We start from the raw sequence: 15,196 nt of genomic DNA on the forward strand, positions 1-15,196 counted from the left end.
CAAACTTCCTTGGTATAAAGGCTTCCTTCTGGAAGCCTTTATCTTAAAAATTTTAGTTTTGATCAATCATCCAACGCTGAAAGTTTTTACGCTCTTCATCGCTGGCCCGCAGATACCAGAGTTTGAGCTTTAACGTATTTTCCGTTTCCGCCACACCGGCAATGATCGTGCTCGCTTTGGCGCCTGATGCATTGGGTAACGTCTGCTCCAGCTTAGCCAGTTCCGTTTTTAGTTCGACTACCTTACCAGAATCAAACACCAAGCCGCGCTCTTTGTTATAGGTCTTAACCAACTCGGGAACATTGGAGTATGGAAACACGCCTTCCGCAGGAGGCAGTAACTCTTGGTGGTCTTCAACCACTTTTCCATCAATTTTAAATTGAAAGATCGGTTGTTTTTTATCGACCCATCGTTCGATTTTGTTCAGCTTAGTGGAGAGTAATTCCACTTCTAGTGTCTGGGCCGTGGCTAGGTCCAAAGTCACGATGTAGGGGCGAGAAGAATAATATGTGCGCTTATGGCCATCTCTAAGCTTACCGCTAAACTCGAACACAAACTGATTGTCACCCTCAATTACATTATAGGTTTCCTGCTTAACGGTTTTGCCATTGAGGACTTCAGTCCCAATACCATTGGCTAAATCAATGTCCACAGCCAACGCCGAAAACGAAGCTGCCGAAGCCAATAGTGAAACAAATAGAGGTTTGAGCATGTTCAAATTGTGGTTCCTTTTATAACAGAAAAGCCAACGCTAACGCGTTGGCTTTGATAATTCAAATTAACAAGTAATTAGAATGTGTAGTATGCACCTAGGATGAAGGTATCTGCATCTTGGTTAGTAAGTGCTGCGAAGTCGTTTGACGTGTCAGCTGCTTGGTATTCACCAAATAGCGTAACATTGTCCATAACTGCGTAGTCAACACCAACAACTAGGTTTCTCATCTCACCATCAGCGTTAGCGCTAACAGAAGAAGTTACTGATTCATCGTTGTTCATTACAGCGAACGTTGTGTAAAGACGAGTTTTTTCAATTGTGTAAGAAGCTGCTAGGCCGTAAGCGTCGCCTTCGTAGTATGCAGCTGTGTCTGCAAATAGACCCCACTCGTTGATGCCTTCGTAACGACCGTAAGTTGCCGCAAAGTAGAAGCCTTCAACAGTAGCAGATGCAGAGATACCAGCGATTGAGTAATCAACGTCTGCAGCTTGCTCGCCATTTACGTAGCTAGCACCAACGGTAAAGATGTCGTTGATAGCCCAGTCAAGAGACACACCGTAAGTGTTGTCGATAGTTTCAGATGACTCTGTGTTTACGTCAGCAACAAATACTAGACCATCAGTTAGCTCAGACTTGAATACAATGCCGTTGCCGTTTGATTCGTTACGGTGACCACCAGCAGTACCAAAGTACTTACCTTCGTTAGTGATGTCGTCTTTCTCGATAGCATCCATAGAAGAAGCTAGGTCGCCAACTTCACCAACTGCTACACCCCAAGTGTCAGTTTTAACACCGATGTACATGTCGTCAAATGATGCATTGTTTGTTGTTTTAGCGTCGTAAACGTCTGTACCAGATTCGATTTCGAAAGAAGCAAAGCTTGTTAGGGAATCATTAACTTTGTGCTCTGCATCAAGCTGGATTTTACCCCAAACTGAAACAAATGGGTCTGTTTTAACGTCATTTACGTCAGTTGTTGCAAGGTAAGCATCAACTTCACCTTTTAGAGATACGTTAGACGTATCTGTAGAGTAAATCTCAGCTGCATTTACGTTTGCTGCCGCTGCTAGAACTGAAAGAGCTACTAGAGTCTTTTTCATAATAATCCACTGCCTTTTCTATAGAATGTAGGAAATCCGCTGCTCGGTTTCCTTTATGTTTTTTGATGACAACTCAGAACTCTAAATTGGCCAGATGTCGTCATCACTAAATTTCGCTGCCTAGATTGCAAAAGAATCACTTAGCTGTCAAATCTTATAAAAAAACAAATAAAAAACTATAAATATCATTAAATTCAATAAGTTAAACAGATTGCACAGCAATAATTGAACAGCTTATAGTCAAAATAACTAAACTATCATTAATAATGATATCTAAAGTTCTTAATATTAAACGCTGATAAACGTTAATATAACGTTAATATAAAGAATAAAACTCTGGCGGTAAATCATTTGTGGAGAGATAAATGTTTGTAACCGAACATTTACTCTAACCTTTTGAAGGTTCAGTTTTTTTTGTGAAGAAGATCTATTTTTGGAGCAAAAATCTTCTAATTCGTGAACTACTTATCAATAAACAAAATGTGATAACATCGCCTTTCTTCAGTTAAGGCCACAGTATGAATACCAGTAAAATTCAGCAATCGATTCGATCAAGTTACCAAAAGCTCCATACTCAACTGGACCACTTTGTACCACGCCGAGCTCAAAACTATTTAGTCGCGGAGATAGCTAAGTCTCTGTGCGGCGGTGATCATAAGTCAACGCGGATGATCGTTGCAGAGGCTGGGACCGGTATCGGAAAATCGCTTTCCTATCTCATGGCCACCATACCTGTCGCCCTGTTTAACCATCGTAAGGTCGTCATCTCTACCGCCACCGTGGCCCTGCAGGAACAATTGATCAATAAAGATTTGCCCTTATATCGACGTCTAACGGACAGAGAATTCTCCTTTATTTTGGCCAAGGGCAGGCAAAGATACTGCTGCGCAGCCAAACTGTCGGCGGTATGTGGTCAAGAGGGGCAGATCCCTATGTTTGACAGCAAACCCAACAAGAAAGACATTGAACAACTTGAGCTAATGTATCAAAAGCTATCGACTCGTCAGTGGGATGGCGATCGAGATGCCTGGCCCAAACCCATCTCTGAACCGATCTGGCAATCTATCGCCAGTGACAAGCACAGCTGCAATAATAGTTTACCCGAGCATAGGGATTGTCCATTTCAAAAAGCCCGTTCAGAGTTAGATAAAAATGACGTGATTATCGCTAACCACAGTTTGGTCATGGCTGATGCGGATCTAGGTGGGGGCGTCATACTGCCTGAGCCAGAGAACACCATCTATGTGTTCGATGAAGCGCATCATCTTCCACACGTTGCTCGCGACCACGCGTCAGCCTCTGCCAGCCTGAAAGGCGCGGCCAGTTGGCTTGAACGTCTCAACCAAGCGGTAACCAAGTTTGCAAACCTAGCCGATGAAAAGCGCGTTGCACGTTTTCGCAATGAGCTCCAAACCTCACTGCAACAGCTCATCCCTACACTAACGCAGCTCGCGACTCGATTTAACGCCGATCAGTTTGAGGACAAAATCTATCGTTTCGAGAATGGTGAATTACCAACGTGGCTTGAAGAGGAATCAAAACAGCTTAAAGTTCTCAGCCAAAAAGGCGCACAAGCGGTCGGGAAAGTCACCGATTTAATCGCCGAGCGAGTCAAAGAGGGCGAGTTGGCCAACAGACTTGCCGAACCTGCGTTGGCGGAACTGGGCTTTTATATGCAGAGAATGGATAATTTAGCTCAAGTCTGGAAACTGATGGCAGAGCCTCAACGTGAAAAAGGCGCCCCGTTGGCAAGATGGCTTGAAATCGCCCCAGATCGAGACGACGATTTTGTGGTTAACGTTTCACCGTTGGAAGTAGGCTGGCAATTGGATCAACAACTCTGGAGCCGCTGTATTGGCGCTGTGCTTGTGTCAGCCACATTGAGGGCACTCAATTCATTTCGCTTTTTCTGCCGTCAAGCAGGCATTAGTGAGAAGCCAGAGGATGGGGTAAAATTTCTTGCCCTCGCGTCACCATTTGATTATGCCAACCAAGCCGAGCTGCGTGTGCCTAAAATGGACTATGAACCTCAGGCGCCACAATTCACTCAGTGCTTAATTGAAAAGCTGCCAGCATTGATCCAAGAACAAAAGGCTAACCTTGTGCTGTTTTCTTCGTATTGGCAAATGAATCAGGTCACGGATGCCCTGTCAGACACGTTTGTCAAAAAAGGGTGGTCCTTACAAGTCCAAGGTAAAGCCTCGCGTTCAGAAATTCTAAAAAAACATAAAACCTTGGTTCAATGTCAGAAGACCAGCATACTTTTTGGCACCGGCAGCTTCTCTGAAGGCCTTGACCTACCGGGTGAATTACTTGAAAACTTGATCATCACTAAAATCCCCTTTGCTGTTCCTACTTCTCCTGTTGAGCAAGCCCACGCCGAATACATCGAAAGTAAAGGAGGAAACCCTTTTATGCAGATCACCGTCCCTGAAGCGAGCAAAAAAATGATTCAATCCGTTGGGCGCCTGCTGCGTAAAGAGCGGGATTCTGGTACAGTCGTCATTCTTGACCGTCGCATCGTGACTAAACGTTACGGTAAAGCCCTGATGGACTCCCTACCACCTTTTAAACGCGTTATCGAATAACGAGAATTAAGAAACCTATGGAATTTTTTGAACCAACGATGCTGTTGGTACTCGCGCTTGTTGCCTTTATTGCTGGATTTATTGATGCCGTCGCCGGTGGCGGTGGAATGTTAACCGTTCCAGCACTGCTTTCTCTTGGGCTGCCCCCCCATGTTGCCTTGGGTACAAACAAGCTGGCGGCGAGCTTCGCTTCATCGACCGCCGCACTGACCTACTATCGCAAGCGTTTGTTCAAGCCTCGCTGTTGGGGACGTGCGTTTGTCGCCACCTTAACGGGTGCAATCCTTGGGACCTTACTGGTGGATCTTATCTCAACACAGTGGCTCGAAAAGATTTTACCGATCGTCATTTTACTGGTGGCCGTCTATACGATCTGGCACAAAACGCCGAATTCAAGCAGCAATGAGATGCCAAAACCATGCCCTAAGTTCCGTCAGAAACAGTACTTGCAGGGGTTGAGTATTGGATTTTATGATGGTGTGGCTGGCCCTGGTACTGGCGCATTTTGGACCGTGAGCTCAATGGCGCTTTACCGTCTGAATATTTTATTGGCTTCTGGCCTGTCCAAAGCGATGAACTTTACCAGTAATTTTACTTCTTTAGTTACTTTTGCCATTCTGGGTCATATTGACTGGGTTTTAGGTCTAACAATGGGGGTCTGTTTGATGGCTGGTGCTTTTGTCGGTGCACATTCCGCGATCCGTTTTGGCGCCAAATTTATCCGCCCAGTGTTTGTCACCGTCGTCAGTGTTCTGGCTGTCAGGCTGGCCTATGACGCGTGGTTTGTCGCCTTATGACACCATTGAATCAACTTTCATCCATGTGGGAACAATTGCAACAGCAGGCCACTGAACTCGATAACACCCGAGGTGAATATTCTCAGCCTTTGTTTGATCGCAACTTATTTCACTGCGGAGCATCAAACCTTGTTCCCTGCGTCGAAGAGGCGATGGACACATTCATGCAACTCTCTCACGCACAAGAGGTAAAAACCCTAACGTGTGAACAGGTCGATTTTTTGTCCGAGCGTCTCATTTGTCAGCTCGGTGCAATTAAGCGAGAGCTCGCCACACAAACACTACGACGCTTTGAACCCGGCATGAAAAATACACCCCGCAAGCGCCTCAACGACCTTTACCAAAATCTCGCTCAGCACCAACAGTGGGAGAATCGGCTGCTTGCTTTAGTGAACAATACGGAATACACCTACCAACAGGCTTCTTCTAACGATAAAGCATTGGCTTTGCAGACTCACCAATCTGCAAAGCGACGTTTACAGCGTTGCCAACAAGCTAAAATAAAGATAGAAAAGCACATTACCTACAAAGAGCGAAACCAGTAACATGTCTTCCCCCTCTTCTGAACTGGATCAGGCACCAGATGAAATCAAACTCGCCGTTGATCTTATTTATTTGATTGAAAGCAATAATATAGACCCCAATGTCGCATTGGCTGCGATCAATATTGTTAAATCCGATTTGGAAAAAAAACTGGAGCAAACCTTATGAGTTACCCCTTCACGTTTGATATGGAGGCGTTCTTAAACACTTATTGGCATAAGCAGCCTACGGTCTTGAAAAAAGGGTTCGCTCACTTTGTCGATCCTATCTCGCCGGATGAACTGGCTGGCCTGAGCCAAGAAGAAGAGATTGACTCGCGTTATATCACTAACCAAAATGGCCAATGGCAAGCACAGCATGGCCCGTTTTCCGATGCCTTGTTTGACCATTTGCCTCAGTCACATTGGCAACTCGTGGTTCAAGCATGTAACCATTGGCACTCCGGTGCCGCCGAGCTAGTTGAGCCCTTCAGAAAACTGCCTCAGTGGTTGTTTGACGATTTGATGGTGTGCTTTTCAGCACCAGAAGGCGGGGTCGGTCCACACATCGACCAATACGATGTCTTTATTGTGCAGGGCAGCGGTAAAAGACGATGGCGTGTCGGTGCCTTCGATCAAGGTCAGTATCAGGAAACCATACAGGGTGGGGCTTTACGCCAGATAGAAGGCTTTGACGCGTTAATCGATCAAGTATTAGAACCCGGTGATATTTTATATATCCCGCCCGGATTTCCACATGAAGGGCACACCCTTGAACCCAGCATGAGCTATTCACTGGGTTTTCGTTCACCAAAAGAACAAGAGCTCCTGAGCAATTTTGCCGACTATATCCTCGCACACGATAAAGGGGATGTGCATTTACATAATCCTCAGATGACCTCACAAACTGAGCATGGCAAAATTTTAGCCCATGACGCAGATCAGCTGACCACCATGCTGAAATCTGCATTACAATCAGAACAGGATATCCGAGCGTTTCTAGGCAATACTCTCAGCCTATCGCGTCACCACCTTGATATTGTCGCCATGCAGACACCTATGTCAGTCGCTGAACTCAAAAATGACCTTGAACAAGGCTGCCGCTTACATAAAGTCTTAGGCCTACGTGCGTTGTATCACCAAGGGGAATATGAACAGGTCTACATCAACGGAGACCCTTATACCTGCGAGACAGAATCTCTCGCCCACCTTCTGTGTGACAAGGCCCATTTCTCTGCGCAAGATCTTAGCAGCACACTCTCGTCTAACCAATGGCGGCTGCTTGCGGAGTTAGTGACCCTAGGCTATTGGTATTTGGACTAGCATAGAGAAGGGCTTCATAAAAAATGAAGCCCTTTTCAGATCAATTCCAGCCACTAAACTTTAAACTGATTGACGAGAACTTGCTGCTGTTGCGACAAGTCACCAATTTGGCTGCTCACCGTTTCCGATTCTTCAGCCTGCGATAGGATTTGGGCACTCAGATCGCGAATATTGGTCACATTTTGGTTCACTTCAGTAGACACTGACTGCTGCTCTTCCGCTGCTTTAACGATTTGTGAGTTCATGTCACTGATCGAGGCAATAGCGTCGGAAATACGATTGAGTTCAGACACCGCACTTTCTACTTGCAACGCAGAACCGTTGGCCAGCGTATTGCCATCCTGAATCGCTTTGACCACATCTTCAGTGCCTTGCTGAACGTTGTCAATAACCTGCCTGATTTCCCCCACCGATGATTGAGTACGACTGGCAAGATTGCGGACTTCATCGGCAACCACCGCAAAACCGCGCCCCTGTTCACCTGCGCGTGCCGCCTCAATCGCCGCATTGAGAGCGAGCAGGTTCGTCTGCTCGGAAATGGCCTCAATAACCGTTAGTATTTCGGTAATGTTCGCGTTGTTTTTTGATAACTCTTCCACCACTGGCACTGCCGCCGTCATGCGCTTCACTAAACGAGTCATTTCCTGCTGCGATTGCTCTATGACCTGCTTACCAGAATTGGCCGCATCATTTGCTCTTTGCGCTTCCCCAACGGCCACTTCCGCATTCTGAACAACCAAGCCCGCCGTTTGCGTCATTTCTTCGGAAGCCGTCGCGACCAAATCAACTTCTTTAAACTGTGAATCACTGCTCGTTCTGGTCTGCTGTGCCGCGATCGTCGATTGCTCTGTTGTGGTGCCAATTTGCAGCGTTGTATCCACCACATCACGGATGATCGATTGCAGCTTATCCAAAAACTGATTAAACCCGATCGATAGCTGACCAATCTCATCTTGAGAGGCCACCGCCAATCGTTGAGTCAGGTCCCCTTCTCCAGAGGCAATATCTTCCAACCTTAGTGCGACTTCACGGATAGGTTTAACCAAACGCGACGCCATCATTGCAATCGTGGCAAGTCCCAAGACAACCAGCAATAACCCGGCAGTCACTTCCGTTCTAACGCTGGATGCAATCTGATCACCGATGGTCTTATCCAATGTATCAGCATCAGCCAACACACTCTTTCTTGGCATATCAAATAAAATACCCCAAGTCTGATTCGCGACCATTATCGGAGCGAACACATTCAACCAATCACCACCAGCACTCCATTGCGTTTTCACTTCCTGACCAAACATCAGATCCGTGAGTTGATCACTGGATAGCGTGCTGCTTGAAAACGCCTCACCCACTGATAATGAGCGGTCATCACTGGCGATCAAAGAACCATCAAGACTAATAATATTGACGAGGCCACTGCCATTAAAGAGTTGATCATCCGAACCTGACACAATCCGGTTTAACGGTTCAAGACGCAGATCAATCCCAAAAAAACCAATCACAGTGTCATCAATTTTGATAGGGACCGAGATAGAAGTCGCCAAGACACTGCCCCCATTTTGATCCACCAAACGAGGTGTCGTCACGCACGCCCCCCCACTTGATACTGGACAATAGAATCGCTCACTATTGGCGTTATCGGCGAGATCGGTTTCCGTCAGGACACTCGCGATGACGTTTTTACCATTCTCTGCCGTGACCCAATAGGGAGAAAAGCGCCCTCTGTCATTGGACCCAACGTATTCGGCATCGACATAATTACTGTCTTCTCCATCCAGCATGTTAGGCCGAAACACCAAATAGGCGCCTTGAATCGAGTCAAATCCCAGCACTGCGCGTCGGACCATCTCATCCAACGCGGTCCGAAGCTCTTCACTACTGCCAAAGTTTTCTTCAGTATTGGTTTTGAGAAACAACGCATTGGCAGCGAGCATCTCAGCGCGGTAGAGGGCTTCATTTAAGTATTCAGAGACTTCGGTTGCATTAAGTAAGGCTCGAGTTTCGAGCAGTTGTTCAGACTTATCAATAACCGAATCGGTACTTTGTGTTTTGATCTGTTTTTGATTTTCAACCGCGTTATAGACAGAAAAACCAATCAAGGACAGCGAGGTAATCAACAGGCAGCAACCGGCTAGTAACGTAATTTTCCATTGAACGGACAGGGTTCGCATAGTACATCCTTATAAGCAAACTCAATAAATGGGTAAGAAAGCGAGGCTCTTATTGTAAAAAATGACACTAATTACAACACAATGTAACCATTTATCAATCTAAAATTTACAAATATGTTAACACTTTACAATCAAAGCGCTGTCGACACTGCCCCTTATACCGAGTCGCTTTTTACCTCATAGAAACCACTGGGGTAACCACGTATTTTTCCCCACAGTGCCTCCCATCTGTAGTAGCATTAGCTCCAATCGAAAAACGGGCGTTTGAGTGGCGACCGTGCTCATGCCACCTTCTTAAGGCTCCCTGATAAGGCGAAATTTCCCTAGCACAAGAAGGTGAAAACTAACCATAAGCTGTTCAAAGGATTCTAAACGTAATGAAATTCATTTCTTTTAATATCAATGGCCTTCGTGCACGTTTGCATCAGTTGCAAGCCATCATAGATAAGCACCAACCGGATGTGATTGGTCTTCAGGAGATCAAAGTCCACGACGAAGCCTTCCCTATCGAGGACGTCGAGTCAATGGGGTATAAAGTCTATTTTCACGGCCAGAAAGCGCACTACGGTGTCGCGATGCTATGTAAGAAAGAACCCTTATCTGTCCAGAAAGGATTTCCGACCGATAACGAAGAACACCAAAAACGCATGATCATGGCCACCTTTGAGGATGAACGTGGGCAAAAGGTAACGGTTCTCAACGGCTATTTCCCACAGGGCGACAATATTGGCCATGAAACCAAGTACCCCTACAAACGCCAATTCTACAAAGATTTGATGACTTATCTTGATGATCACCACACCAACGACGAGCAATTGATTGTGATGGGCGATATCAATATCAGTCCCATCGATTCTGATATCGGTATTGGTGAGCCAAACCGCAAGCGCTGGCTAAAAACCGGCAAATGTTCTTTCCAACCTGAAGAACGACAATGGCTAAAAACCTTGATGGACTGGGGTTTTATCGATACTTTCCGTCAAATCCATCCGGATGTCAGTGACCGATATTCATGGTTTGATTATCGCTCGCGCGGGTTTGATGATAATCGCGGCCTACGGATTGACGTGATTCTCGCCACACCATCTCTGGCAGAAAAATGCGTCGAGTCAGACATTGATTATGAGTTACGCGGCATCGAAAAGCCGTCTGACCATGCCCCGATTTGGTCAACGTTTAAATAGACGACAATCCATGCCAGAAGTCTCATTGGCAAAGGCGTAATACATAAAAAATCCGCTGCTTTTGGGCAGCGGATTTGTTCTTCCAGATTCAATAAAGCTAAGTTAGATGTCGATGAAATCGTTGACCACGGCTGGGTTAACATCCGCTTCGTAATCAACACCCTCAACACCAAAACCAAACAATTTCAGAAATTCTTCTTTATATTCAACGTAGTCTGTCAACGTTTTCAGATTCTCTGAAGTGATCTGCGGCCACAAATCACGACAATGCTGTTGAATGTCATCACGCAGTTCAAGATCGTCAAGACGCAGACGATTTTTATCATCCACTTCAGCAGCACTGCCATCTTGTTTGTACAGACGCTGGCTGAACATGCGGTAAATTTGCTCCATACAACCTTCATGGATGCCCTGTTCACGCATTTTCTTAAACACCATCGCGATATACAATGGCATGACAGGAATGGCTGAGCTTGCTTGGGTGACCACTGACTTCAATACCGCAACGTTTGCGCTGCCGCCAGTCGCCGATAATGCGTCGTTCAACGCCGATGCAGCACGATCGAGATCCATTTTCGCTTTACCCAGCGCACCATCCCAATAGATAGGCCAAGTCAACTCTGTGCCGATGTAACTGTATGCAACGGTTTTACACCCTTCAGCGAGCACACCCGCTTCAGATAATGCATTGATCCACAGTTCCCAATCTTCACCACCCATCACAGTGACGGTATCGTTAATTTCTTCTTCCGTCGCCGGTTCAACGCTGGCTTCAATAATCGCGTCTTTGTTGGTGTCCACCGCGGTTGACGTGTAAGTCTGGCCAATGGGCTTCAAAGAAGAGCGAATCACTTCGCCCGTTTCCGGCATTTTACGTACTGGCGAGGCCAGTGAGTAAACGACCATATCAATCTGACCCAAATCTTGTTTGATCAAATCGATGGTTTTTTGTTTGGCTTCATTAGAGAAAGCATCACCATTCAGACTTCGTGCGTAGAGGCCTTCTTCACGTGCCAGCTTTTCGAAAGCGGCCGAGTTATAGAAACCAGCTGTGCCTGATTTTTTCTCTGTGCCTTCTTTTTCAAAGAACACGCCGATAGTTGAAGCACCGCCACCGAATGCTGCAGCGATTCGAGAAGATAGACCGTAGCCACTGGAAGCACCCACGACCAACACGCGTTTTGGTGCATTTGAGATGGGGCCTTGTGCTTTCGTGTAAGCAATTTGTTCTTTGACATTGACTTCACAGCCCACTGGGTGGGTTGTTGTACAGATAAATCCACGAATTCTAGGTTTGATGATCATATTCAACTTCCTTAAATAAACCCCGCTAGGATAAAAGGTTCATCCTCAGTTCGCATCTCATTTCTGTAAAAATATCGACAAAATGCAAGTGGTTGGATCTCTTTCATGCCAGATTTAGATTTCGCGCAAACATAAAGGCACCTTAACGGTGCCTTTATCTGTTCCTGTTGGAATCTCTAAGCCACACTATCAAGCTTTGGCTTACCTTGAGATTTATCTGTCGTCACTTGACTAAAATCATGACTGAAGTCATCCACCTGAATCGCTTTGTAACGTAACGCATCGGCGGCCACAATCTGATTGACCTCCTCCTGAGTCAGAACATCGGCTTGAAGTGCCTGGGCTAACCGCTCGTTAAGTGGCCCTTTGCGGTCAACCTTACCCTCTTTCACCGCTCGCATTAATTTACGTTCCAGACTTTGAACGCCGTACATAGCGAGAAATGCTTTGTCCATCAAACCGACACTGTCGTCCGCCTGCTCACCGACAAAACACAAGTGGGTTAAGCGGTCACGATGTGCTCCTGGGGTCATCAGGCTTTCAGCCAACTTGACCGTCAAATCATCACTCGGTTTACCAAAACGATTACCTAATGGGAAGATCAAGGCTTTCAGTGCAACGCCGACCGCTTTTTGCGGATAATTATTGAACGTTTCCTGAAGCGCTTGCGCTGCATGATGCAAACAGTGCTGCATCGCGTAGTGCACATAATCGAGATCTTGCTGCTGTCGACCTTCATCTTCATACTTTTTCAGGACAGCCGATCCCATATACAGGTAGGCTAAGACATCGCCTAAACGGGCAGAAATCATTTCTTTACGTTTGAGCTCACCGCCAAGCGTCGCCATGGCTATATCAGAGCTTACCGCGAGGGCTCTGCTCAAACGTGTCAATTGTTTATAGTAGACTTGCGTTGGGCCACTCATGTCTGCTTTTATAAATCTTGACCCAGTCAATGCGGCCCCAAACGCACCGAAGGTATTTTTGGCCGCATGACCGATATGTTTAAACAACAGTTGATCAAATTCCTTCGCACCCTGCTCTTGGTCTGGATTGGCGGCCGCCTCCATTTCTTTGAGAACAAAAGGATGGCAACGGGTCGCACCTTGACCAAAGATCATCAAATTTCGGGTAAGGATATTCGCCCCTTCCACCGTGATCGCAACCGGAATACCGAGATAATGCGTGGCCAGATAGTTCATCGGCCCATCTTGAATCGCGCGACCAGAATGGATGTCCATTGAGTCATTAAGAATGGTTCGCGCCATCTCCGTCATGTGGTATTTGGCAATGGCGGTCACAATCCCTGGCTTTTCTTTCAAATCCAGTGAAGTCGTCGTCAAGGTTCGGGTCGCTTCAAGCAAGTAGGTCAAACCACCGATACGACCGAGCGCCTCTGCGACACCTTCAAACTTACCAATCGACATTCCAAATTGTTTGCGCACGTAAGCATAAGCGCCTGTCGTACGCGAAGTCAGATGACCTATCGCCGTCCCTAAGGCGGGCAGTGAAATTCCACGTCCTGCCGATAAACACTCAACCAACATACGCCAGCCTTTACCCGCGTATTCCTGCCCCCCAATGAGCCATTCCATGGGGATAAAAACATCTTTCCCTCGGGTTGGCCCATTCATAAATGCCAATCCCAGCGGATCATGACGCTCACCGATTTCAACCCCTTTGTGGTCCGCTGGGATCAGAGCACAGGTGATACCAAGATCTTTTTTATCACCCATGAGACCGTCAGGATCATACATTTTGAACGCCAGTCCCAGCACAGTAGCCACTGGGGCCAGCGTGATGTAACGTTTATTCCAGTTAAGACGGATCCCAAGCACTTCTTTGCCTTCATGCTCACCCATGCAGACAACGCCTTCATCGGGGATACCACCAGCATCGGATCCCGCTTCTGGGCCAGTCAGCGCAAAACACGGAATATCGGTGCCATCTGCCAGACGCGGCAGCCAGTAATCTTTCTGAGCTTGCGTGCCATAATGGGAGAGCAGCTCACCTGGACCAAGAGAGTTGGGCACCATCACTGATACCGCAGTACTGATACTGCGCGTCGCAATGCGCGTAACAATGGTCGAGTTGGCCAAAGCGGAAAAGGCACGGCCACCGTATTCTTTGGAGATAATCAAAGAGAAAAAGCGTTCTTTGCGCAAGTATTGCCACACCTCTGGTGGCAAATCTCGATCTTGCTTAACAATCTTATGATCATCGAGCATAGACAGAAGTGTCTCCAACTCATTATCAACAAAAGACTGCTCTTCTGCCGTGAGAGACGGTGCTGGGTACTTATGCAGCGTCGTGAAATCAGGCCGCCCTGAAAACAATTCTCCGTCCCACCAAACACTGCCGGCTTCCATCGCTTCTTTTTCAGTGCTAGAAAGAGGTGGCAATACTTTTTTAAAAAATTTGAACGCTGGGTCGCTGACCCATTTTCTTCTTAGAGAGCTCATAATCCGATCCTTTTGTTCATGGTTGGTCGCCCAATTTATCTTTGTTGTGTCTTACTCGGCAGCAACCCCAGCAGCCAAATAAGGAATAAGCTGATCGACAACCATCTTTGCATCCATCTGCTTATCGTAATCGTTCTCGGCAATTTCCATCAGCGCCTGACTCGATGCCATAGTGAACACACATGTCCCCAGCGTGAAATGCAGGCGCCAAAATAAGACTTCCTGACTCAGTGACGGATTGGCCTTCAACACTGACTGAGTAAACAACGCCAGTACTTCCTGATACCGTGTGGTGATAAACCAACGCAAATGTCCCTGAACGTCTGTGTAACCGCGGCCAATCAGCAGCATAAAACGGTTGGTTCCATTAGGTCTAACATCATTGAGGGCTCCTAAAGGACCCCGTAATGATTCAAATACCTCTGCCATTCGATAGCCCGGGTTAAGGTTGAGATTGATCAATGCATCCTGAACAGCAGGCATAAACGCCTCTAAATAGCGATTTAGCACCGCGCGAACCAACGTCTTTTTATCACCGAAATGATAATTCACTGAAGCGAGATTAACCCCCGCTTTGCTGGTTATGGTTCGTAACGAAGTGTCATTAAAACCATGCTCCGCAAATAGAGCTTCCGCAACATCCAGAATTTTCTCTTTGGTGGTGTATCTCGTCGACATTTCAATCACTCGTATTAAACAACTGTTTGAAATATACATCCGAAACAAACTAACAACAAGTTTGCAACATCACACTTTTTAATATTGGTCAGACCAGATTATCTTTTAGACATCATAAAAAAATTTAAAATAGTTTGAACCTTTCCGAGATAGGCCAGTCTCAATTAGTGTAGTTGGTAGTGCTTTCAAATATTTACCCAGAGTGAAACCTGATTTAAGACACTAGCTACTCACTCAACACTGCGTTTTTTCACTAAATTTCGATATGTTTTGATCAGCCCAGCGCACCTTTGCATTGGGCTTTTTTTCTTTCTGACATTCGCTCAAACACAGCCTGACTCCGTCGCAGGGC

The 15,196-nt window shown here is 46.4% G+C and carries 12 protein-coding genes; 6 read left to right on the forward strand and 6 right to left on the reverse strand.

All coding sequences use genetic code 11. From position 1 onward, the window contains the following. Positions 1 to 52: 52 nt before the first annotated feature. Both HLM86_RS12215 and HLM86_RS12220 read right to left on the reverse strand, forming a co-directional pair. On the reverse strand, positions 53 to 712 hold the full coding sequence (locus HLM86_RS12215; protein ID WP_076587047.1) for a DUF2057 family protein: 660 nt from the start codon (positions 710 to 712) through the stop codon (positions 53 to 55). Positions 713 to 789: 77 nt separating this feature from the next. Continuing rightward, positions 790 to 1,815: a porin gene (locus HLM86_RS12220; RefSeq protein WP_170882966.1), complete on the reverse strand. Its 1,026-nt coding sequence runs from the start codon at positions 1,813 to 1,815 to the stop codon at positions 790 to 792. A gap of 518 nt (positions 1,816 to 2,333) precedes the next feature. Between HLM86_RS12220 and dinG the strand changes: the two genes are divergently transcribed. The 5 genes from dinG to HLM86_RS12245 are packed head-to-tail and all read left to right on the forward strand — an operon-like array spanning position 2,334 to position 7,044. Further along, positions 2,334 to 4,403, forward strand: coding sequence for an ATP-dependent DNA helicase DinG (dinG, locus tag HLM86_RS12225; RefSeq protein WP_170882968.1), 2,070 nt, complete (start codon positions 2,334 to 2,336; stop codon positions 4,401 to 4,403). Between the two features lie 17 nt (positions 4,404 to 4,420). Further along, positions 4,421 to 5,200, forward strand: a complete 780-nt coding sequence (locus HLM86_RS12230) for a sulfite exporter TauE/SafE family protein (protein WP_076587053.1) — start codon at positions 4,421 to 4,423, stop codon at positions 5,198 to 5,200. After that, positions 5,197 to 5,745 carry a primosomal replication protein gene (locus HLM86_RS12235; protein WP_076587056.1) on the forward strand — a complete coding sequence of 183 codons (549 nt, stop codon included), beginning with the start codon at positions 5,197 to 5,199 and terminating at the stop codon, positions 5,743 to 5,745. Before HLM86_RS12230 ends, HLM86_RS12235 begins: the two co-directional genes overlap by 4 nt. 1 nt (position 5,746) lies before the next feature. Beyond that, entirely contained in the window at positions 5,747 to 5,911 is a 165-nt protein-coding gene (gene rsmS, locus HLM86_RS12240; protein ID WP_076587059.1) for a pleiotropic regulatory protein RsmS, read from the forward strand. Continuing rightward, the gene (locus HLM86_RS12245) at positions 5,908 to 7,044 is read left to right on the forward strand and encodes a cupin domain-containing protein (protein WP_170882970.1); all 1,137 of its coding nucleotides are present in this window, start codon (positions 5,908 to 5,910) and stop codon (positions 7,042 to 7,044) included. The genes rsmS and HLM86_RS12245 overlap by 4 nt, the downstream gene beginning before the upstream one ends. 53 nt (positions 7,045 to 7,097) lie before the next feature. Here HLM86_RS12245 and HLM86_RS12250 read toward each other — a convergent pair whose 3' ends face one another. Beyond that, entirely contained in the window at positions 7,098 to 9,215 is a 2,118-nt protein-coding gene (locus tag HLM86_RS12250) for a methyl-accepting chemotaxis protein (RefSeq protein ID WP_170882972.1), read from the reverse strand. 377 nt (positions 9,216 to 9,592) lie between these two features. Between HLM86_RS12250 and xthA the strand changes: the two genes are divergently transcribed. Beyond that, complete coding sequence (gene xthA, locus HLM86_RS12255; RefSeq protein WP_076587068.1) at positions 9,593 to 10,399, forward strand: exodeoxyribonuclease III; 807 nt, start codon at positions 9,593 to 9,595, stop codon at positions 10,397 to 10,399. Positions 10,400 to 10,501: 102 nt separating this feature from the next. On the opposite strand, the gene fabV is transcribed toward xthA, so the two are convergent. The 3 genes from fabV to psrA all read right to left on the reverse strand — a co-directional run bounded on the left by fabV (position 10,502) and on the right by psrA (position 14,844). Then, on the reverse strand, positions 10,502 to 11,704 hold the full coding sequence (fabV, locus tag HLM86_RS12260) for an enoyl-ACP reductase FabV (RefSeq protein ID WP_076587070.1): 1,203 nt from the start codon (positions 11,702 to 11,704) through the stop codon (positions 10,502 to 10,504). A gap of 176 nt (positions 11,705 to 11,880) precedes the next feature. Continuing rightward, positions 11,881 to 14,166 carry an acyl-CoA dehydrogenase gene (locus HLM86_RS12265; protein ID WP_170882974.1) on the reverse strand — a complete coding sequence of 762 codons (2,286 nt, stop codon included), beginning with the start codon at positions 14,164 to 14,166 and terminating at the stop codon, positions 11,881 to 11,883. Between the two features lie 51 nt (positions 14,167 to 14,217). Next, positions 14,218 to 14,844 carry a TetR family transcriptional repressor PsrA gene (gene psrA / locus HLM86_RS12270; protein WP_076587075.1) on the reverse strand — a complete coding sequence of 209 codons (627 nt, stop codon included), beginning with the start codon at positions 14,842 to 14,844 and terminating at the stop codon, positions 14,218 to 14,220. Positions 14,845 to 15,196: the final 352 nt, after the last annotated feature.

The organism is Vibrio ostreicida (assembly GCF_013074385.2).
GTDB classification, from domain to species: Bacteria; Pseudomonadota; Gammaproteobacteria; order Enterobacterales; family Vibrionaceae; genus Vibrio; species Vibrio ostreicida.